18 protein-coding genes and 1 pseudogene are annotated in these 21,548 nt (G+C 57.6%); 13 read left to right on the top strand and 6 right to left on the bottom strand.

Going from position 1 to position 21,548, the window contains the following annotated elements; translation table 11 throughout:
* Positions 1–141 precede the first annotated feature (141 nt).
* Complete coding sequence (locus ACIQWS_RS18975) at positions 142–1,107, top strand: sugar-binding transcriptional regulator (RefSeq protein ID WP_403182914.1); 966 nt, start codon at positions 142–144, stop codon at positions 1,105–1,107.
* Between the two features lie 77 nt (positions 1,108–1,184).
* Positions 1,185–3,239 carry a bifunctional aldolase/short-chain dehydrogenase gene (locus ACIQWS_RS18970; protein ID WP_403182911.1) on the top strand — a complete coding sequence of 685 codons (2,055 nt, stop codon included), beginning with the start codon at positions 1,185–1,187 and terminating at the stop codon, positions 3,237–3,239.
* 57 nt (positions 3,240–3,296) lie between these two features.
* Here ACIQWS_RS18970 and ACIQWS_RS18965 read toward each other — a convergent pair whose 3' ends face one another.
* The 3 genes from ACIQWS_RS18965 to ACIQWS_RS18955 all read right to left on the bottom strand — a co-directional run bounded on the left by ACIQWS_RS18965 (position 3,297) and on the right by ACIQWS_RS18955 (position 6,984).
* Complete coding sequence (locus tag ACIQWS_RS18965; protein WP_403182908.1) at positions 3,297–4,349, bottom strand: substrate-binding domain-containing protein; 1,053 nt, start codon at positions 4,347–4,349, stop codon at positions 3,297–3,299.
* Between the two features lie 61 nt (positions 4,350–4,410).
* Positions 4,411–5,406, bottom strand: a complete 996-nt coding sequence (locus ACIQWS_RS18960) for an ABC transporter permease (RefSeq protein WP_165401922.1) — start codon at positions 5,404–5,406, stop codon at positions 4,411–4,413.
* A gap of 69 nt (positions 5,407–5,475) precedes the next feature.
* Positions 5,476–6,984 (bottom strand): sugar ABC transporter ATP-binding protein, encoded by a 1,509-nt coding sequence (locus ACIQWS_RS18955; protein WP_403182905.1) that lies wholly within the window; start codon positions 6,982–6,984, stop codon positions 5,476–5,478.
* Between the two features lie 140 nt (positions 6,985–7,124).
* On the opposite strand from ACIQWS_RS18955, the gene mtnK reads away from it, so the two are divergent.
* The 3 genes from mtnK to ACIQWS_RS18940 are packed head-to-tail and all read left to right on the top strand — an operon-like array spanning position 7,125 to position 10,191.
* Positions 7,125–8,393 carry an S-methyl-5-thioribose kinase gene (gene mtnK / locus ACIQWS_RS18950; protein WP_403183641.1) on the top strand — a complete coding sequence of 423 codons (1,269 nt, stop codon included), beginning with the start codon at positions 7,125–7,127 and terminating at the stop codon, positions 8,391–8,393.
* Positions 8,390–9,487 (top strand): S-methyl-5-thioribose-1-phosphate isomerase, encoded by a 1,098-nt coding sequence (mtnA, locus tag ACIQWS_RS18945; RefSeq protein WP_403182902.1) that lies wholly within the window; start codon positions 8,390–8,392, stop codon positions 9,485–9,487. Before mtnK ends, mtnA begins: the two co-directional genes overlap by 4 nt.
* A 41-nt stretch (positions 9,488–9,528) precedes the next feature.
* Positions 9,529–10,191 (top strand): class II aldolase/adducin family protein, encoded by a 663-nt coding sequence (locus tag ACIQWS_RS18940; RefSeq protein ID WP_403182897.1) that lies wholly within the window; start codon positions 9,529–9,531, stop codon positions 10,189–10,191.
* A gap of 16 nt (positions 10,192–10,207) precedes the next feature.
* Here ACIQWS_RS18940 and ACIQWS_RS18935 read toward each other — a convergent pair whose 3' ends face one another.
* Complete coding sequence (locus ACIQWS_RS18935; protein ID WP_403182894.1) at positions 10,208–11,764, bottom strand: acid phosphatase; 1,557 nt, start codon at positions 11,762–11,764, stop codon at positions 10,208–10,210.
* Between the two features lie 145 nt (positions 11,765–11,909).
* Here ACIQWS_RS18935 and ACIQWS_RS18930 point away from each other — a divergent pair, with 145 nt between their 5' ends.
* On the top strand, positions 11,910–13,145 hold the full coding sequence (locus ACIQWS_RS18930; protein ID WP_403182891.1) for a cytochrome-c peroxidase: 1,236 nt from the start codon (positions 11,910–11,912) through the stop codon (positions 13,143–13,145).
* Between the two features lie 44 nt (positions 13,146–13,189).
* Here ACIQWS_RS18930 and ACIQWS_RS18925 read toward each other — a convergent pair whose 3' ends face one another.
* Positions 13,190–13,393 carry a hypothetical protein gene (locus ACIQWS_RS18925; RefSeq protein WP_403182888.1) on the bottom strand — a complete coding sequence of 68 codons (204 nt, stop codon included), beginning with the start codon at positions 13,391–13,393 and terminating at the stop codon, positions 13,190–13,192.
* 106 nt (positions 13,394–13,499) lie between these two features.
* Positions 13,500–14,398, bottom strand: a pseudogene (locus tag ACIQWS_RS18920) (NAD(P)/FAD-dependent oxidoreductase).
* A 167-nt stretch (positions 14,399–14,565) separates the two neighbouring features.
* Between ACIQWS_RS18920 and ACIQWS_RS18915 the strand changes: the two are divergent.
* The 7 genes from ACIQWS_RS18915 (at position 14,566) to ACIQWS_RS18885 (ending at position 21,455) form a co-directional block, all read left to right on the top strand.
* Positions 14,566–15,018 carry an Rrf2 family transcriptional regulator gene (locus tag ACIQWS_RS18915; protein ID WP_403183639.1) on the top strand — a complete coding sequence of 151 codons (453 nt, stop codon included), beginning with the start codon at positions 14,566–14,568 and terminating at the stop codon, positions 15,016–15,018.
* A gap of 225 nt (positions 15,019–15,243) precedes the next feature.
* Positions 15,244–16,722, top strand: coding sequence for a UbiA family prenyltransferase (locus ACIQWS_RS18910; protein ID WP_403182884.1), 1,479 nt, complete (start codon positions 15,244–15,246; stop codon positions 16,720–16,722).
* Complete coding sequence (locus ACIQWS_RS18905) at positions 16,719–18,053, top strand: FAD-dependent oxidoreductase (RefSeq protein WP_403182881.1); 1,335 nt, start codon at positions 16,719–16,721, stop codon at positions 18,051–18,053. The genes ACIQWS_RS18910 and ACIQWS_RS18905 overlap by 4 nt, the downstream gene beginning before the upstream one ends.
* 17 nt (positions 18,054–18,070) lie before the next feature.
* A complete protein-coding gene (locus ACIQWS_RS18900; RefSeq protein WP_403182876.1) occupies positions 18,071–18,808 on the top strand; it encodes an SDR family NAD(P)-dependent oxidoreductase in 738 nt (245 codons plus the stop codon).
* Entirely contained in the window at positions 18,805–19,740 is a 936-nt protein-coding gene (locus ACIQWS_RS18895) for an NAD-dependent epimerase/dehydratase family protein (RefSeq protein WP_403182871.1), read from the top strand. The genes ACIQWS_RS18900 and ACIQWS_RS18895 overlap by 4 nt, the downstream gene beginning before the upstream one ends.
* 9 nt (positions 19,741–19,749) lie before the next feature.
* Positions 19,750–21,030: an NAD(P)/FAD-dependent oxidoreductase gene (locus ACIQWS_RS18890; protein WP_403182867.1), complete on the top strand. Its 1,281-nt coding sequence runs from the start codon at positions 19,750–19,752 to the stop codon at positions 21,028–21,030.
* Positions 21,030–21,455: a GtrA family protein gene (locus tag ACIQWS_RS18885; protein WP_223614249.1), complete on the top strand. Its 426-nt coding sequence runs from the start codon at positions 21,030–21,032 to the stop codon at positions 21,453–21,455. The genes ACIQWS_RS18890 and ACIQWS_RS18885 overlap by 1 nt, the downstream gene beginning before the upstream one ends.
* Positions 21,456–21,548: the final 93 nt, after the last annotated feature.

Here is a 21,548-nt window from a genome sequence, read left to right as displayed (position 1 = left end):
GGGGGCGAGGGTGGCAACGCGACTTTCCCATAAAACTGCGGAGAGAAACGCTCGCAACGCAGACAGCAGATGATCCGCTATTTGACTTTTGTCAGATCACATGAATATTGTCTAATCAGCGATATTTTGTGAGGAACTTCAATGCCTGTCCGGTCCGCCGATCAGATAATCCATAAGGCCGCCTGGCTCTATTATACCCATGGTTTGCGGCAAGACGAAGTGGCCAAGCATCTCGATATTTCCCGTGCGTCCGTGGCGATGTATCTGCGCCGTGCGCGCGAAATCGGCATTGTCACCATCTCCACATCGACGGAATTGTTTTCCGATGACGTTCTTGCGCGCGAAACCGAGGATGCCCTTGGCCTTGAAACCGTTTGGATCATTCCTGAAGACCGGCAGGCTTTCAATCCATCGGTTGAAATGCCCGTCGTTGCAGCGGCTGCGTTCATTGAGTTGATCAACAAAGGTGATCGTGTCGGCGTGGCCTGGGGGCGGACTGTCTATCATATCGCCGACGTCATGCCTTACGCAGACCTGCAGGGGGTGGCGGTCGTGCAGCTCTGCGGCAATCTCGGGGCGCCGTATTCCTATCGCCCGGATCAATGCACGACTGAAATTGCCCGCCGGTTGAACGCGGAAGGCATCAACCTTTACGCACCGCTCGTGCTCAGCTCTGAACGTCTTGCTGAGGAGCTGCGCCGGGAGCCGGTTGTCCGGGAGCAGTTGTTGGCAATCACGGACTGTCAATTGGCGCTTTATTCCGTGGGCGGCATCGAAGATGACAGCCATCTGGTGAAATGCGGCGCGATCACCGCGGCGGAAATGCATGCACTCGGGCAGGCCGGCGCTGCGGGTGTGATTGCCGGGCAACTGATTGACGTGGACGGGCAGTGGCTGGACTGCGCCCATAACCGGCGCTGTATTTCTGCGGATCTCGATTCCATCCGGAAAATTCCCAAGAGGATGCTGGTGGTTCAGGAGGACAGCAAGTTCGAACCGCTTGTGGCAGCAATCAAGGGCGGGTTCGCGTCCCATCTCATGATCACGGCATCCATGGCGAAACGCCTGCTCAAGCGCGCCAAGGGCGTCGGGCTCAAACAAACATAGCAACAGTTGGAAACATTGGCGGATCGCCTGGCCCGTTGCCAGGCCGTGAGACCATTTGCCGGACGGGAGGAGTTCGCATGAAAAATTTGTGGAATGACAAAGAGGCGGAAGACATGGTGGCGGTCTATGCCGCCAAGGGTATCAACCGCGATCTCGCATTGAGAACCTATACCACGCGGCTTCTCGGCAGCGTGCCGCAGCTGGTGTTGCACGGCGGCGGAAACACCTCCGTCAAAACCACGGTCAAGGATCTGATTGGTGACGAGTGGGATGTGCTCTGCGTGAAGGGGAGCGGCTGGGACATGGGTGTCATCGAGCCCGCCGGCCTGCCGGCCGTCAAGATCGCCCCTCTGCTCAAGGCCCGCAAGCTGAGCAAATTGTCGGACGAGGATATGGTCACCCTGCAACGGGCAAATCTGATTGATCCGGCTTCGCCAAATCCTTCGGTGGAGGCGCTGCTGCATGCCTTCATCCCGCATAAATTTGTGGATCACACCCACTCGACGGCAATTCTCGCTATCGCTGACCAGGCGGAGAGCCGGGCCCTCAGTGAGAAAATCTTTGGCAGCAAAATGGGCTTCGTGCCCTATGTGATGCCCGGTTTTGATCTGGCAAAGCGGGCGGCCGAGGTTTTTGACGCGGATCCCACCGTTGACGGTCTCATTCTCGACAAGCACGGCATTTTCACGTTTGGCGCGACGGCTCGGGAAGCCTACGACCGCATGATTCATTATGTCTCGCTCGTCGAGACCTATGTACGCGACAAGGGGCGGAACCCGTTCACACCGGCGGCATTGCCGAAAACGCTGGCCAAACCCGGTGATATCGCTGCTATCGTGCGCGGTGCCGTCGCCGTCAATCGGGGCGAAGGCAAGTTTGATCGCATGGTCAGCGAATTCCGCTCGTCGCCGGCGATCCTCGAGTTTGTCAATGCGACTACTGTTCACGAGATGGCGCAGCGCGGCGTGTCGACCCCTGACTTGTCCATACGGATCAAGACGGGTCCGATGGTGCTGCCAGCGCCTGATGGCGGTGATCTCGATGCGTTCAAGGCGGCGGTGGAACGCGCCGTTGCGGCTTATATGGCGGATTATACCGACTATTTCACAACGAATGATAAGCGCAGCAGCGGAAAGCGGATCATGCTCGATCCGATGCCCCGGCTGACGCTGGTGCCAGGCCTCGGCATGTTCGGACACGGCCGTACGCTCAAGGATGCCAGAATTGCCGCGGATGTCGGTGAGATGTGGATCGAGGCAGCGCGGGATGCGGAGTCCATCGGGCGGTTCGAACCGGTGAGCCGGCCCGATCTGTTTGACCTGGAATACTGGTCGCTGGAGCAGGCCAAGCTTGCCAGCGCGAAGGCAAAGCCGCTCACGGGCCAGGTGGCCTTGGTGACGGGTGGGGCGGGTGCCATCGGGGCCGCGACGGCCAGGCTGTTCGCCCTGCAGGGCGCTCACGTTGCCGTGCTGGATCTCGACGCGGCCAAGGCGGAGGCCGTTGCCCGGTCCGCCGGCAATGATTCCATCGGCCTGGCCTGCGATGTGACTGATCCCGCGTCCGTCCGTGCGGCGTTCGAGGCTGTCGTTGCTGCCTATGGCGGCGTCGATATCGTTGTTTCCAATGCGGGGGCCGCATGGGAAAGCCCGATTGCAACCCTTGACGACGATTTGCTGCGCAAGAGTTTCGAACTCAACTTTTTCGCGCACCAGACCGTGGCGCAATGTGCCGTACGCATCATGAAACAACAGCGGACCGGCGGCGCTCTTCTGTTCAATGCCAGCAAGCAGGCGGTCAATCCGGGTGCCAAATTTGGTGCCTATGGCCTGCCCAAGGCTGCGACCCTCTTCCTGTCGCGCCAGTATGCCTTGGAACATGGTGCAGACGGCATACGCTCCAACGCGGTCAATGCAGACCGCATCCGGTCCGGCCTGTTGAACGACGAGATGATTGCGAACCGTTCGGCGTCCCGCGGGCTTTCGACCAGCGAATACATGGCGGGCAATTTGCTCGGGCTGGAAGTCACCGCCGATGACGTAGCTCAGGCGTTTTTGCACCATGCACTGGCGGAGCGGACAACTGCCGATGTGACGACCGTTGATGGCGGGAATATCGCAGCGGCTCTGCGCTGATCGGGACGTGCTGGTACACAACAAAAAGGCGGCCTTTCGGGCCGCCTTTTTCGTTTGTTATTTCCCCTTGGGAAGCGGCATCCATGCCGGCACCGCGACATCCGCATGGGCGAATTGCGGCAATTTGGCCGCCAGTTCTTCCATGTTCTTGATATCGGCGCTGTTGAGCTGGCTTTGTGTGATCAGTGTCGGGGGCACAATGACGTTGTGACCGGGATCCTGACCGGCAAGCAGCATGGCCAGCGCGCGCACCGAAACCTGGCCGACAACGGCCGGATTGGTCGCAGCGGTCGCTGTCCAGGCACTGGCCGGTTCACGCATTGCCGCGATGTCTGATGTCGAAATATCTGCCGAGTAGATTTTGACACTGGAGGAAAGCCCGGCCTCGTCAACGGCAATTTTCACGCCCTTGGCGAACTCGTCATAGGGCGCAAACATCACGGTAATGTCCGGATTGGCGGAGATGACCGAGCGCGCCTGATTGGCTACTGAATTGGCGATCGGATTGTCCATCGTTCCGAACATGGCGGCTTCATGAATGCCGGAATATTTCTTCTTGAATTCCTTCCAGGTCTCGTCGCGACGGTCGAGAGGCGCGATCCCTGCGACATAGACATAACCGGCTTTCCAGCTGTCGCCATTGTCCTTGACGGCCTGCTCCAGGGCCAGCCGGGCAAGGTCGCGATCGGACTGTTCGATTTGCGGTATCTTGTCGTTGCCGACATTCACGTCGAACGCGACGACCTTGATCCCCGCGTCCACGGCGCGTTGCGCAGCATCCTTCATGGACTCCGTCAGGCCGTGCTGGATGATGATCCCATTGACACCGAGGGCAATCGCCTGGTCAACCATGTCGGACTGCAAGGCAGCATCCTGCCGGCTGTCCAGCACGCGAAGATCGACGCCAAGCGCCTTTGCCTGCGCCTCGACGCCGGAAAGATAGGACTGGAAGAAGTCACCCGTCGAAAGGTATCGCACCAGGGCAATCTTGACCTTGCCGGGATTATCAAACGGAGCGGGCATGCTATCGGCAAATGCAGCGCCGCCCAACATGGTCGCACCAAGCAAGCCGAACCCGAGCTTGGCAAAAATTCTCCGCGTCACCTTCATTTCATTTCCTCCATTTTTGATTTTTTATACTTGTCCCAATTGCCTCGGGGCATCCGCCCGCTCAGCGTTTGCCTCTTTTGGAGAGTGCAAATGTAAACACCAGTGCGACCACCAGCACCGCGCCCTTGACGAAATCCTGCGTATAGTAGGGGGCGTTCATCATGGTCAGCCCCTGCAGCAGCACGCCGACAAACAGCGCACCGATACCGGTGCCGAATGCATTGGGTTTTGCCGCGCCCAGCACGGCAAAGCCGATCAATGCCGCGGCGACGGAATCCAGCAGCAGATTATTGCCCGATGCGATGTCGCCCCGGCCAAGACGCGCAGCGAGCAATATGCCGCCAACGGAAGCAAAAACGCCCGATATGATATAGGCGCTGATCTTGTATGCTTTAACCGGAGCGCCGGCGAGTTCGGCCGCGCGCTCGTTCGAGCCAACGGCATACATCATGCGTCCGAAGCGGGTGTATTCGAGGAAAAACCAGATCAGCACGGCCAGGACGATCAACACGACGACCGATACCGGCAGGAGGTTTGGCAGGATGAAATCGAAGCGGTGACGGCCCAGCGCGAGGAAAACCGGGCTGAACGTGCCATTGGCGACGCTGCCGTCCGGTAAGGTCATTCCCGTGGCGATCGAGCGTCCTTCGGTTGGAATGCGCTGAAGCCCGACCAGCAGGAACATCATGCCCAGGGTCGCGAGGAGATCGGGGACCCGCATATAGACAATCAATATACCATTGATCAGCCCAACGATGATGCCGATGGCAAGACAGACGAGCGTCGCGGTCAGCGCGTCTCCGCCCATCACCACCATGACGTAGGACGATGCCATCATGGCGGTGGTCGCCACAGATCCGATTGAAAGGTCGAAACCGCCAACGACCAGCGTTGCCGTAACGCCTAGCGCCAATATGCCGGTGATGGAGACGGACTGGAGGATGAACACCGCGCTTTGCGGCGACGCAAACCCGTTGGTCACGATACAGAAATAGATGATCAGACCGGCAAGCAGAGACAGAAAACCGTATTTGATTGCCAGATCGCGGACAGGCAGGGCGTTGTTTTTCGTCCCGTGCTTTGAAGCGGGGGCAATAGCGGAGGTCGGTGGTGTATTGGTATTCATTCAAATGACCATTCTGTGCTGGCCGGCGATTTCTGCCAGCAGCTTATCGATGTTGACATCGGCGTTGCGATGCTCGCCGACGAGTGTGTGTTCCGACATGACGACAATCCGGTCCGCAATTTCGAAGGCTTCGTCGATCTCGGTCAGGAAGACCAGGGTCGCACGCCCATCGGCGGAGGCGCGAAGCTTCGAGCCGATATCCCGTCTTGCGGCGATATCGACGCCCTGAAACGGTTCATCGAGGATGAGCATGCGAGATGCCTCGCTCAACCAGCGGGCAACCATGACTTTCTGCTGGTTGCCGCCGGACAGCGTGTCCATTTCGTCCCGTTCGGTGCGGCAGACGACGCCGAGCGATGCGATTTGCTCGCGGGCTCTGTTCCTTTCCCGCCGCCGGTTGGAAACTGAAAAGAAGCTGCTGCGTTTGAGAAAAGGCAGGCTGATATTCTCGTATATATTGAAATCCGGCACGATACCGCTGTCTGCGCGGTCCTTGGCGACAAGGAAAACACCCTGATTGATGGCTTGTCTGGTTGTGCGGGGCGCATAGGGTCGCCCGTCCAGACGCATGCTGCCCGATATCGGCCTTCGGACGCCGAAAAGCGTCTCGGCAAGGGCCGTCTTGCCGACGCCGACGAGACCGGTGACAGCGACGATCTCGCCGTCGCCCAGCGTGAGCGAGAATGGCCGGCTTCCCGGAGCAATACGCAGGTTTTCGATCTGCAGAACCGGTGCGCTGGCATCTCTTGTGACGACGTTGCCGAGGCTGATCTTTTGACCGAGCATGGCGTTGACTGCACCGCCGTAGTCCAGCTCGGGGCCATCAAAAACACCGCTGATCCGGCCGTCACGTAATGTTACAATAATGTCTGCCAGCCGGCGTATATCGGACATGCGGTGGGATATGTACAGGATTGCCACACCGCGGGCGCGCAAACGATCGATCACCTGAAACAGCCGTTCTGCTTCCGCGCTCGACAGGGACGATGTCGGCTCATCGAGAATGAGCACCTTCGGCTCATGCGCCATGGCCCGGGCAATGGCGACCATCTGCCGTTCCGCCAGCGGCAGATCGGCAACAATCGCACCAAGATCGATATGCAGCCCCATGCGCTCGGCGACGACTGCCGCCTCCCGCCGTACGCGCCGCGGGTTGAAAATTGCCCGTGCCCCGCGCCCGTTCAATCGATCCAGTGTCAGGTTCGTTGCAACGTCCAGATCGGCTACGACGCCATCATTGATATTCTGGTGAACCGTTACAACGCCTGCACGAATGGCTTCCGCGGGCGAGGCCGGCGAAAACTCCCGGCCATCGAGGCTGATTGCTCCCGATGTTCGCGCATATACACCGCTGACAATCCGGACAAGCGTGGATTTGCCAGCGCCGTTGGCACCCATCAGGACTGTGACAGTTCCTGCGCGCAATTCCAGATCGATCCCATCCAGTACCTGGATTGAACCAAATGATTTGCGCAATTTTTCAATACGGAAGACGGTTTCCTCGACCATCTGCTCCTCCCCTTGCGAGCATGCTAGGACGCCACATCATCAAATGTCAAGGCCATTGACATTTGCCAGTTTGCTGCCTTAACAAATGGAGGACAAGGGCACATAAAGCTGAGAAACGGTCCTTGTCTGCAGGGAGGAATATCGAAATGCCTGTGTTTGAGGCCCTGAATGTGGAAACACTGCCGCTTCGTCTCGGTCAAAATACCATGCTGCTGCAACGGCTCGGTGAAGACCGGAAGAGTTGGAAGGTCCGTGAAGTCGGCGACGGCAATTTAAACCTGGTCTTCATTGTCGAAGGCAGCGCGGGCAGTGCAATTGTCAAACAGGCACTGCCCTATGTGCGGCTGGTCGGCGAGAGCTGGCCATTGCCGTTGAAACGTTCATTCTTCGAATACCATGCATTGACACGACAGGCGGCCCGTGACCCGGGCAGGGTGCCTGAAGTTTTCCATTTCGACGGTGAGCAGGCCATCATCGTTATGGAATTCCTGTCACCCCATATCATTTTGCGGCGAGGGCTGATTGAAGGTAACCAGTATCCCAATGCGGCCCGTGATCTTGGTCTGTTTCTCGCCCGTACCCTGTTCCGTGGCTCAGATTTTTCAATGAAAGCGGCGACGCGCAAGGCGGACGTTGCGCTCTTTGCCGACAACGTCGAACTCTGCGACATCACCGAGAGCCTGGTTTTTTCGGATCCCTATTTCAACGCCCCATTGAACCGGCATACCGCACCGCAACTGGACGGGCTTGTCGCTGCACTGCGCGCCGACCGTGACCTCAAGGTGGAAGCGCAGCGACTCAAGCACCTGTTCGCCACGAAGGCCGAGACCCTGCTGCACGGTGACCTGCACACCGGGTCGGTGATGGTCACACCGGCCGAGACGCGGGTCATCGACCCGGAATTTGCGTTTTACGGGCCCATCGCCTTTGATGTCGGTATGCTGCTAGCCAATTTCTGGATGAATTATCTGGCGCAGAGTGGCCACGAGCAGGATGACAACCGTCGCGATATGCGGCGTTACCTGCTTGAAGCCATTGAGACGATTTGGGAAACGTTCCGTTCCGAGTTCTCCCACCTCTGGCGTACCGAACGCAACGGCATCTTGTATCAACGCACCTTGTTCGAGGATCAGGATGACAGCCTCGGCGCCGAACAGGCACTAGACCAGGTGTTGCATGACATCTGGCAGGACATGCTGGGGTTCGCCGGAATTGAAATGCACCGGCGCATTCTCGGCCTTGCCCACAATGCCGATTTTGAACTGATCGAGGATCCGGACCTGAGAGCGCGATGCGAATCCAAGGCGCTTAAGCTCGGCCGTCATCTGGCCTGCAACCGGCGCCATATCCATAGTTTGGCTGAAATCAACGGTTTGGTTGAACGGCTTGAAAAGGAGATTACCCTGTGAAAGTCGCAGACCGTCACTATCACACCATCTGGCTCAACAATGATGGTCGCTCGGTCGATATCATCGATCAGCGCTGGCTACCCCATGAATTCAAGGTGGTGACACTGAAAACGGTCGATGATGTCGCCATTGCCATCCGCGATATGTGGGTGCGCGGCGCACCATTGATCGGGGTGACGGCGGCCTATGGCGTTGCGATCGCCATGGCTGATGATCCCTCCGATGCCGCGCTGCACGATGTGTGGGACAAGCTGCATGAAACCCGGCCAACGGCAATCAATCTCCGCTGGGCGCTCGATACGATGCGCCAATATCTGCTGCCGCTGCCGGAAAAGGACCGCATGGCGGCGGCCTATCGCCGGGCGGCTGACATTGCCGAGGAAGACGTACAGCTCAATCGTCAGATCGGGTTGCACGGCCTCGAAATCATTCGCGATATTGCCGCAAGGAAAAAGCCGGGGGAGCCGGTCAATATTCTCACCCATTGCAATGCAGGCTGGCTCGCAACCGTCGACTACGGCACAGCAACCGCTCCTATCTATGTTGCAGCGGAGGAGGGGATTAACGTTCACGTCTATGTTGATGAGACACGTCCACGCAACCAAGGCGCGCAACTGACGGCATGGGAGCTGAACGGGCACGGTGTGCCGCATACGCTGATCGTCGACAATGCGGGCGGACATCTGATGCAGCATGGTCAGGTGGACATGGTTATTGTCGGTACCGATCGGACGACAGCCAACGGCGATGTGTGCAACAAGATCGGCACTTATCTGAAAGCCCTGGCGGCCAGGGACAACAACGTTCCCTTCTATGTGGCCTTGCCTTCCCCGACAATCGATTGGACTGTCCATGACGGGATCAGCGAGATTCCGATTGAAGAACGCGCCGGTGCGGAAGTGTCTCACGTGCAGGGACTGGCAGCCGACGGTAAAATCGCCTCCGTACAGATTTCCCCGACGGGCAGCCCGACCGCCAATCCGGCCTTTGATGTGACCCCGGCACGCCTCATAACCGGGTTGATTACCGAACGTGGCGTTGCCCAAGCCTCGGCGGAAGGTCTTAGCGCCTTGTTTCCGCAAAGCAGGCGGTGATAAATCCGTCGAGGGACCCTGAGCAGCGGGAAGATGCGTGAATGATCACACCAGTACAAGATACCATCGATCTTCGCCGGGAAATGGTGGCGACGTGCCGCTCAATGAACTCGAGCGGCATCAATCAGGGAACGTCGGGAAATCTCTCCGTGCGCACGGAGCGCGGGTTTCTGGTGACACCGTCGTCTTTGCCTTATGAGTCCATGCAGCCGGACGATCTCGTCGAGATGCACTTCGATGGCAGTTATGTCGGGCGGCCGCCGTCGTCCGAATGGCGCTTTCACCGCGATATCCTGCAGAAGCGTTCCGATATCAATGTGGTTCTGCATTGTCACTCGGTCTATGCGACAACGCTTGCGTGCCATAACAAGGCAATCCCAAGCTTCCATTACATGACCGGGATTGCCGGGGGAACGACGATCCGTTGCGCACCCTACGCCACTTTTGGAACGCAGGCACTGTCCGACAACGCGATCGTCGCGCTGGAGGACAGGCTGGCATGCCTGCTCAGCCAGCATGGTCAGATATCCCTGGGGGTGACGCTTGAATCCGCCCTTTGGCTTGCAATCGAAGTCGAAACCCTGTCGCGCATCTATGTCCAGGCACTCACTTTGGGTGAACCGCCGATCCTGTCAGACGAGGAAATGGAGCGTGTCATCACCCAGATGCGCCAGATAAAATACAGCATGAGCCAGCAGGGCTGAGTCTCTTTCCAGGGCCTTACTGGCTGTTTGTCATGTCGAGTGCACTGGTCAGGTCGCCCAATGGCGGCTGATTGTAGGAGGCAACCGCATCATCACGGACCGTGATCCCATGCAATGTCGGCAATTCGAAACGCTTGGTCAGGAAGCGTAGAATTGAGGTTGTGTCCATTGGCGTGTGATCAACGAAACCGCGACGGGCGAACGGCGAGACAATGATGGCCGGGATACGGCTGCCAGGTCCCCAGCGATCGCCTTTCGGCGGTGCGGCGTGGTCCCATATGCCGCCGTTTTCATCATAGGTGACGATGACCAGCATATGCGACCATTGCGGGCTTGTTTCCAGATGACCGATGAGGTCGGCAATATGCGCATCGCCCGCCTCGATATCCGCATAGCCGGAATGCTCGTTCAGATCACCCTGCGGTTTGTAGAAGGCAACTTGCGGCAGCGTACCAGTATCGATTGCCTTGATGAATTGCGATCCGGCCAAGCCGCCATCGAGCAGATGCTCGGCGCGCGCCGCTGTTCCCGGCGCAAAATTCGCATAATAGTTGAACGGCTGATGGTGGTACTGAAAATTGGGAACCGGCGTTTTGTTGCCGTGGTCCAGCACATCCTGCCACGCACCGCCATACCAGGCCCAGCTGATATGCTTCAGGCTGAGCATATCGCCGATCGTCGGTTCGGTCTGCGGCGGGAGGGTTGTCGGGTTTGCAGGGTCCGCGGTCGCCGCATCGGCATTCTTTGCGGGCGTGTTGCCGCTCGGCTGATAGGGCGGCTGCATGGTGTTGACGGCGTAGAAGTCCGGGGTGAGATTGCCATCGCCGGCAAATTTGGGGATGCCGTCAATCGCGGATTTGGGCGAATTGGCAGCGAGCGTCAACGAGACGCCATCGGGTTCCACCACGGCGACAGAAGGCTTGGCCGGACTGGCGTCGGCATGGGCGTAATAGGGCGCGCACGCGCATATCAGCCATTGGTGATTGAAGAACGAGCCGCCAAAGCCGCCCATGAAAAATTCATCGGCAAGCGTGTATTTTTGCGCGACCTTCCACATCGCCGTCTTCGAACCGTCCCAAAGCCCCATGACCATTGCGCCGGAATCGGCATAGGCGACGAACTTGTCGTTCTTGCCGCCATTGATCTGCATCTGGTTTTGATAGAACCGGTGCCACAAATCGTGGGTGATTGTGCCGAGGGGGAGACTGAACCCCTGGGGATCGTCGACCCGATAGGGGTGATTGGCAAGGTGCTCGGTCTCCGCCTGCGTGACCGGTGGAGTGACGCCTTTAGCGGTCAATCCGCCCCAAACAGGCGGTAATTCACGTAGCGGAGTGTTGTCGCGGTCAAGCTGGGTGAGCGCTGCGACCGAAACTCCCTGCAGACCGTCTGCTCCAGGGAAACTGCCATAAAGATTATCAAAACTGCGGTTTTCTGCGTAGATCACCACCACGGTGTCGATCAGGTTCAGAGAGTTGGAATGACCGTCATTGTATCCGGCCGCCGATGCGGGAGAGAGCCCACCCATGGCGGCACTGATCACCGAAGCGGTCGCAATCATATTTATCCGCATGCTGGCAGTCTCCTTGTCGGCTATATGTTGATAACTTTTCAAGTTTACTCCACCATACCCACAAGCCGTCCAAACGTGCCCGGGGATCTGACGGAGGAAGCTAATCATAAAGCCTCTTGGATACACAAGCACAAAGCACCGGGCGGTGATCCTTTGCATCGTCGCGACGATTGGCGCGGCGGCAGCAGCGCATAGTGCGGTCACGGAAAGTTCAGGCAGAGCCGCGCCGGAACCGTCGCGCGCGCAGGTGCGCGAGCAGGTGAAAGCACTTGGCGCGCTCGGTCAGGCCTTGTTTTTCGATCCTGCCTTGTCAGGCTCCGGCAGGCTCTCCTGTGCGTCCTGCCATGATCCGGCCCACGGCTTTTCCGCCGCCAATGGTCTTGCGGTTCAGTTTGGCGGCGGCGATCTGCGGCAGCCTGGGGTGAGGGCGGTGCCATCGCTCAAATATTTGCAGGCTGTCCCGCCTTTCACCGAACATTTTTTTGAATCGGAAGATGATGCGGACGAAAGCATCGATAATGGCCCGACGGGCGGGCTGACTTGGGATGGCCGGGTCGATCACGGCCAGCAACAGGCGAGGATTCCGCTGCTTTCCGACTTCGAAATGGGCAACAAGAACGATGAGGACATTGCCCGGCGGCTGATCGCGGCAGATTATGGCGCCAGGATTGCTGCAGTCGCCGGTCTGCAAGGCACGGCAGACTCGTCTGTTCTGGTCAATACCGCCCTCAAGGCACTGGAGGTGTTCGAACAGGACTACCGTACCTTTTACCCCTATACGAGCAAGTACGATGCGGTACTCGCCGGAAAAGCCGTGCTGACCGCACAGGAAGCCCGCGGCTTGGATCTGTTCAATGCGCCCGCGAAGGGCAATTGCGCGTCATGCCATGTGAGCCAGCGCGGCAATGACGGGACGCCGCCGCAATTTACCGATTACGGTTTGATTGCCCTGGGTGCGCCGCGCAATCCCGGGATTCCGGCAAACAAGGACCCTCATTATTTCGATCTGGGCCTTTGTGGTCCGCTCCGGACGGATTACTTGAACCGCACAGACTATTGCGGTCTTTTCCGCACGCCCACACTGCGCAATGTGGCGCTTCGCAAGACGTTCTTTCATAACGGCGTCTTTCACTCCTTGCAGCAAGCGGTGGAGTTCTATGTCGAGCGCGAAACCAAGCCAGAGCGTTGGTATTCACGCAAGTCTGATGGCAGCGTTGACAAATATGACGATCTGCCGATGGACGCCAAAGCCAATGTGAACATGGATCCGCCCTTCGACCGTCATGCCGGGGAGGCGCCGGCTCTCAAGCCGGACGAGATCCAGGACGTCATCAGTTTTCTCAATACGCTGACCGATGGTTACACCCCGCCCGAACAATAACGCTGCCGAGCCGTCAGAGACTTCTTTGTTCAAACAGCAAAGCTCTAGGCTTGTCCGGGCAGGTCAAGCAGCCTTGCCACCTCTGCAGCTCCATTGCCGGATGCGGACAGCGCACCGCTGTCTTTCACATCGACAACGGATCCGTTGGCAAAGCTCAAAGACCAGCCGTCATTGCTGGCATTTCGGCGGCGATCGGTGAGTTCGATGCCAGACGCGGAGATCAGTGCAATGGCTTCATCGGCATCCATGATCGTCGCTCCATCTTAGCGGTTTCCTCGTCTTAGTTGAGTCTTCGCGCGCAGCTGAGTCAAGCGGAAACCGTCGCCATGATAAGGTGCAATAGGCGCATATGTTCTATCTTTCGAAGACGAGCGACTGATGCGCGCCAACTCCGGCTTGACGCCAGCCGCTGCGGCCATTGTTGCATTGGCCATGGGACTGGCGGCATCGCCGGCCGCATAAACGCCCTTGACCGTTGTCTGCATCCAGTCGTCCACACGAATGAATGCACCAAGCGGACCATCGTCGAAAGCACAGCCAAGCTGTTCCGCCAGCGGGCTGGCCATGCTGGTTTTCGGCGCCGTGAAAATAGCGTCGACAGGCACAACCCTGCCATCACTGAGTCTGACCGCTTCAAGCCGTGGTGCGTTGCCCAGAAGCTCGACAACCGGTGTCCGTTCGATCGGTACGTTCCTCTCCGCCAGACTGGATAGGTGCTCCGCATCCGGCTCAAACGTATTTTGAGCGAAGTATGTGGTTGGTCCCCAATCGGATATCAGCAGTGCTTGATGTGCCGACAGGGGTGTATTGGCCAGAACGCCCAGTGCCAGGCCGCCCACTTCATAGCCGTGGCAATAGGGGCAGTGAAGAACCGATAGGCCCCATCGCTCAGGCAGGCCAGGGATTGCAGGCAGATCATCTTTCACGCCGGTTGCCAGAATGAGGCGCATGGCCCGTTTTTCGGTGCCGTCGGCCAATGCAACGGTAAAATGGTTGCCGGCTTTGCGGGCCGATACAGCCACGCTATCGATAAACTCCACTGTCGGGTAGACGGAAAGCTGCCGCCGTGCATCGCCAATGATATCGTGGGGCCGCCTCCCGTCCTGGCCCAGAAAACCATGGGATGCGTCGGCGAAGCGGTTGCGGGGCAGCCCAGCATCAATCAGGAGTACGGGCCGGCGAGCACGGGCAATCTGGATGGCGGCGGAAAGACCGGCAAAACTGCCGCCGATAACAATGGCATCATAGGTCATGGAAGCTCCTTCACTGCGGGAGGCAGGATATCTCCAATGCTGGATCGCATCGGAGTTTGAATTAGATAACAACATAAGTTACATGAAAATTTCCGTCAATAGTCATGTAACTTATTCTATTACGTATCGTTTGCGTGTGCTATGCATGCAGAAGGAGAATGACCAGTATGAGACATGACAGCCGCCTGTCCAGAATGCTTCATGTTTTGATCCATATGGATCGGCATGACGGTTCGATCACGTCCGACAATATTGCGAAGATGCTGAACACCAATCCGGTGGTGGTGCGGCGAACCATGGCGGGCTTGAGAAATACCGGTTATGTCCGTTCCGACAAGGGGCATGGTGGGGGCTGGATACTGGCGCGTCCGCTTGAGGAAATATCGCTGCTTGACGTGCACCAGGCATTGGGGCGACCGGAAATGTTTGCAATCGGCATAGCCATCGACCACCCGGATTGTCTTGTGGAGCAATCGGTCAACGCAGCCTTGACTGACGCGTTCGACGCGGCGGAACAAATGCTCCTGTCGCGTTTTGCAGAGGTGAAGCTTTCCGATATCGCGCGTGATTTTGATCTTCGATTCCGGAATTTAAACGAGGAGCCTGCCCGGGTGATTTGATTGGTCAGCGCGATTTCAAGGAACGCAATAAAGCCTTTCCCAGTCTCGCATTGCGATAACCCTGAGGCCGAAGGCACCTGCTTTTCCTGTCTGATGGAGGCTATGGTTTACCCAATATCGGCTTGACTTGATGCAGATTGCATAAGGAAGCTGGACTTGTGGCGATAAGCCATTTGTGCCAGAAGGCTATGAGTTCAGCATCACCTTGGAAAGTTATAGCCCGTTATGGAATTGGCATATCGCGAATTGAATGGAGAGGTCACTCCAGAGAACGCCGGTGTCCAGTTGACGCGGTACCCCATAGTCGTTGATCTGGATAAGACACTTATCCTGACTGACACGCTGCACGAACAAGTGGTCGCAGCTCTTTTCACCCAACCCGCGACGCTTATTCGCGCTGCTCCCAGCATGCTGCGGGGCCGCGCTGCCTTGAAGGCTGCTTTGGCGTCAAAGGTTGACCTGGCATCAACGGTCCTGCCGCTTCGCGAGGACCTTGTGAAGTGGTTGCGTGCGCAAGCTGCTGCCGGCCGGGAGATTCATCTCTGTTCTGCAGCAAATCAGGCAGTGGTTGACAATATTTCGCGGCGTATCGGCATTTTTGCGAGCGCCATCGGCTCCGATACTGCAAATCTGAAGGGGCGTGTGAAGGCAGAACATCTGGCGCGTACTTTTCCTGATGGCTTTGTCTATGTCGGCGACAGCAGGGCAGACTTGGCGGTGTGGAAATTGGCCGCGGGAATAGTTCTGGCAGGCGTTTCCACCGGCGTCGCAAAGGCAGCGCGTGATCTGGGCAAGCCGATTGAAGCGGAATTCAGCAACCATCCTCTGACTTTGAAGGATAGTCTCAAAGCTCTGCGGGTGCATCACTGGTCGAAGAACGCTCTGATTTTCGTTCCGCTCATTCTGGCGCATGCCTGGGGCGATTTCACCGTTCTTCGCGATACGGTTCTGGGTCTTTTCTGTCTCTTGATTGTCACATCCTCGACCTATCTTCTGAATGATTTGGCTGATCTCAGTGCTGATCGGCAGCATTGGTCGAAGCGCAATCGCGCGCTGGCCAGCGGACGGCTTCCGATCGCCACGGGCCTGGCGATGGCCTGCATCGGTCTCGTCGTGGCGTTTGTCGGTTCTCTTCTGCTAACGCCTTATTTTACCCTCGCATTGGCAAGCTATCTCGTGCTGACGCTTGCGTACTCCTTTGGCCTCAAGCGCGTGCCTATTCTTGATACGCTGGTCATCGGCATTTTGTTTACAACGCGTCTCATCATGGGGATCACGCTGCTTCGGCTGCCTGCATCTGCCTGGCTTTTGACCTTTTCAGTGTTCTTCTTCTTCTCTCTGGCGGTTGCCAAGCGTCATACGGAAATTATTCGTGCCGCTTCCACAGGGTCTCACAGCCTCGCCAGCCGTGGCTATATGCTCGAGGACGCACCACTAACCCTCGCGTTTGGCATAGCGTCCGCCGTGGCGTCCCTGTTGGTCATGGTCCTGTTCATCGTTGAGGAGATGCTTCCGGGGTCGGTTTATTCCCATCCGAATCTGCTCGGTGGAATTCCCGTTTTTCTTGCGATCTGGGTCGGCCGGATTTGGCTGCTGGCGCATCGGGGGCGCATGAATGACGATCCCGTCAGTTTCGCTTTGCGTGACAAACCCAGTGTCGTGCTCGGCTTGTTAGTCGCGGTGCTCTTCGTGGCTGCTCTATGAGATCATTTGTCTCGACAGACGATATCCGCTCGTGGGGTGGAATCCTGCAGGGGCAGCATTTTGTCAGCCGGCCGAATTGGCGGGATCAGTTGCCTCGCAGTATTGCAGAGGCACGTGATGCCGACCACAGTCTTCTCGCCATAGGCCTTGGCCGCTCTTACGGTGACAGCGGACTGAATCCCGGCGGGGCGCTTGTCGACATGACTGCGCTTGACCGGATTATTTCGTTTGATCCGGCAACAGGATTGTTGTGTGCAGAAGCCGGAATCTCTTTTGCCGATGTCCTCGACCTGTTCGTTCGTCGTGGATTTTTTTTGCCGGTCACCCCGGGAACGCGTTTTGTAACCCTGGGCGGGGCCATTGCAAATGATGTTCATGGCAAGAACCACCATCTTGCCGGAACGATCGGCAGATGGGTGCGGCGAATCGGGCTGCTTCGGTCGGATGGCACCGAGATCGAGCTGAGAGATGATGATCAAACCGGATTGTTCGCTGCGACGATCGGGGGGCTTGGGCTGACGGGACTGATCACATGGGCTGAAATTGAGCTGATGCGCATCCCCAGTGCACTCATGGACGTTGAAACGCTTCCCTTTGCCAATGTGGATGAATTCTTTGCCGTGGCTGCCGAGAGCGAAGGCAGTGCCGACTACACGGTGGCGTGGGTGGACTGTCTGGCAAAGGGAAACGCTCTCGGAAGAGGCTTGTTCACGCGCGCACGGCATGCACCAAGAGGAACAAAGCTGGCAAGGGTGGAGAAGCCGAAGTTGACGGTGCCCTTCTCCATGCCGTCGTTTGTCCTGAACAATCTGTCGATCGGCCTGTTCAACAGCCTGTATTTTTACAAGGGCCGCCGTGCGGCAGGCAAGGCGACCACCCCTTATCTGCCGTATTTCTACCCGCTCGACAGCATCGGGCATTGGAACCGGATATACGGCCGCCGGGGAATGTACCAATACCAGTCGGTTGTGCCGCCCGTCACGGCAAGAGATGCAACCACCGAAATGCTCAAGGCCATCTCGAAGGCGGGTGAAGGTTCGTTCCTTGCGGTGCTCAAGACATTCGGTGAGAAGGTATCGCCCGGCCTTTTGTCCTTTCCACAGGCTGGTACAACGCTTGCCCTTGATTTCCCCAATCGTGGCCAATTGACCCTTGATTTATTGAGCCGTCTCGATGACATCGTGCGCGAAGCCGGCGGACGGCTATACCCCGCGAAGGACGGGCGCATTTCCGCCGCGATGTTTCGCGCCGGTTACCCCGCTTGGGAAACGTTTGCACAGCATGTCGATCCAGCATTCTCGTCCGCCTTTTGGCGCCGGATAAGCGAGTAAAGAAGAGGAATAATTTCGTGCGTGTCATCATATTGGGAGCAACGTCGGCGATTGCTGAAGCGACGGCTCGCCTCTACGCAAGCGAAGGTGCCGACCTGTTGCTGGTCGGGCGGCAACAAGCCAAGCTCGACGCTATCGCCGCGGACTTGAAGGTAAGGGGCGCCGTCCGCGCCGAGACTGCCGTTTATGATCTGGCAGCGCCAAAGGATGTGCGCTCTGCGCTTGCGCAATTCTGTGCAATGCTCGGCGGCGTGGACCATGTGCTTATCGCCTATGGCGTGCTGGGCGAGCAGGATGAGGCGGAGCAGTCCACGGACGTTGCCGAGGAGATATTGCAGGTCAATTTCAACTCGGTTGCCGCATGGTGCCTCGCTGTCGCCGATGTATTTGAAGGACAGGCGAGGGGTTCGCTTGTCGTTCTGGGATCCGTGGCTGGCGATCGGGGGCGACGTGCCAATTATGTCTACGGCGCAGCCAAGGCCGGGCTTGCCACACTCGTTGAAGGTATCTCCCATCGCTTTGCCAGCAGCGGTCCACGCGCTGCCATCGTCAAACCGGGGCCAACCATCACGCCCATGACGGAGGGTATGAACCGCAAAGGCGCCTTATGGGCAACGCCCGAACAGATTGCGCGAGTGGCACGGCGTGCCGCGGATCGCACTGGCCCAGTTTTCTACGCCCCCGGCCGCTGGCGTTTGATTATGCTGATCATCCGCAATCTGCCGACGGTGATTTTCAATCGGATGAGCATATGACACGACGGATTATCATAACTGGCGCTGCAGGACTTGTTGGTCAGAATCTGATCGCCAGGCTGAAAACGAACCCGGATATCAAGATCGTTGGGATCGATAAGCACCCGACAAACACCGCTTTGCTGCGGCGGATGCATCCGGAAATCGAGACAATCGAAGCCGATCTCGCCAAGCCGGGCCCTTGGATGGATGCGCTGGCCGGCGCCGATGCACTCGTCCTCAATCAAGCGCAGATTGGCGGTCTCCATGAACAGGAGTTTACCGACAACAATGTCACGGCCACTGAAAACATTGTCGCGGCCATGCGAAAGCACAGCATTCCCTATTTCGTGCAGATTTCTTCTTCGGTCGTGCACTCGCAGGCCGATGATTTCTATACGCGCTCCAAAACCGTCCAAGAGAAATTCATCGATACCGTTGGCGACATTCCGCATCTGATATTGCGCCCGACGCTGATGTTTGGCTGGTTCGATCGCAAACATCTGGGCTGGTTGCGCAGGTTTATGGACCGGACCGCCATCTTTCCCATTCCCGGCGATGGCAAGTTTATCCGTCAACCGCTTTATGTCGGCGATTTCGCCGCGATCATCGCGTCCGGTTTGGCCAGCCGCGCGACAGGTACCTACGACATATCGGGCCTGGAGCAGATTCACTACGGCGATCTCATCCAACTGATACATGACACGGTTAAGCCGAAAGCCAGGATTGTTCATCTGCCCTATCACCTGTTCTGGGCGCTGTTGTTCGTGTACGGCAAGTTCAACAGCAATCCGCCGTTCACCACCCGGCAGCTCGAAGCGCTGGTCATACCGGAAACATTTCCGGTGATCGATTGGCCGGAAATATTCGGCATCAAAGCAACGCCGCTGCGCACCGCGCTGGAAGAAACATATCTTGATGCCCGCTATTCCGGCATCGTTCTGGATTTCTGAGGATTTTACATGAGCAGGATCATTGTCATAGGTGCTGGCCCGATGGGGCTTGCCGCAGCGCACCGGGCCGTAACGCTTGGTCATGAAGTTGATTTGATCGAGGCGGACAGCAAACCGGGCGGCATGGCCGCGCACTTTGACTTCGGTGGATTGTCGATCGAGCGGTACTATCACTTTGTCTGCAAAACCGACAAGCCGACCTTCGCCTTGATGGACGAGCTCGGTATCGGCGACAAGATGCGCTGGACGCCAACCTCCATGGCCTATTACATGAAAGACAAGGTCCATCCTTGGGGAAGCCCCATTTCACTGCTGATGTTCCCGCACCTGAGCTTCATTGCGAAGTTGCGCACTGGCGTGCAGATGTTTTTGACGACGAAGGCAAAGGTCTTCAACAGCATTGAAAAATTGACTGCCAAACAATGGATCGAGCGCGGGTCCGGCAAGGAGGTCTATGAGACGCTTTGGCGCCGCCTGATGCAGCTCAAGTTCTACGAGCTGTCGGACGATATCTCCGCATCCTGGATCGCCACGCGCATCAAGCGCATCGGCAATTCCCGTCGTTCGATATTTCAGGAGGAGCTGGGCTATATCGAGGGAGGAAGCGAGACCCTCGTCAAGGCACTGGTATCTGCGTTTGAAGCAAAAGGCGGGCGGCTGCATCTCGCGGCGCCGGTCGAAAAAATAGAAACAGAGAACGGGAAGGTCACTGGTGTTACGGCAGGCGGGAGGTTTTTCCCCGGCGATGCGGTGATTTCTACGGTGCCGACGCCATTGGTGTCCAAACTTGCCCCGGATCTTCCGCAGTCCTGGCGGGATCGATACGACGCCATCCGCAACATCGGCGTTGTCTGCCTGCTGTTCAAGCTCAAGCGGTCGGTCACGAAGAATTTCTGGCTCAATATCGTCGATGAAAACATTGATATTCCCGGAATCATCGAGTTTTCCAACCTGCGTCCGGTGGATGACACGATTGTGTACGTGCCCTACTATATGCCGACCAGCCAGCCGAAATGGCAGTGGACGGATCAGCAGTTCATCGATGAGGCGTTCGGCTACATCCGGCGCATCAATCCGGCCATTACCGGAAGCGATCTCATCGATGCAACGGTGGGCCGTCTTCGGTATGCCCAGCCGGTCTGTGAGCCCAATTTTTACGAGAAATTGCCGGAGGTCCAGACACCGATCTCTGGCCTGCAGATTGCCGACACATGCTTTTACTATCCCGAAGACCGGGGTGTGTCGGAGAGCATCCGCTTTGGCAGGTCCATGGCCGAGGCGGTCGTCTGATGCGTGAACGAGCGACTGCAATCGTCGCCTCGCCATTTCTGCGTTTTGTCATTTCGGGTGGTATCGCAGCTGCGGTGAATATTGCCTCGCGTATTGCCCTGTCGCAGATCATGCCGTTCAGTGCGGCAATCGTGCTGGCTTACCTGGCTGGAATGACAACAGCCTATATCTTGATGAAGCTGTTCGTCTTCGATCAGTCGGGCAGTTCCGTGCGCCAGGAATACATACGGTTCGGCCTGGTCAATCTGGTGTCACTGCTGCAGGTGTGGCTCGTCAGTGTCGGTCTGGCCCGCTGGTTCTTCCCCCTGATCAACTACACATGGAACGCGGACACGACGGCCCATATCATCGGCGTCCTGAGCCCCGTTATTACCAGCTACCTCGCGCATAAATCATTTACTTTCGCCCGTAAGGATGGACAATAATCAATGCTTAGAATGGTCACAAGGAACGCGATATTCCTGGCGCTGGTCTGTTTGATCTCCTTGGTTCTCATAGTTTACTCGATTTTATTCGTG

Source organism: Phyllobacterium sp. NPDC097923 (assembly GCF_044760925.1).
Taxonomy (GTDB): Bacteria; Pseudomonadota; Alphaproteobacteria; order Rhizobiales; family Rhizobiaceae; genus Phyllobacterium; species Phyllobacterium calauticae.
This window is presented reverse-complemented; position numbering and strand designations above follow the sequence as displayed.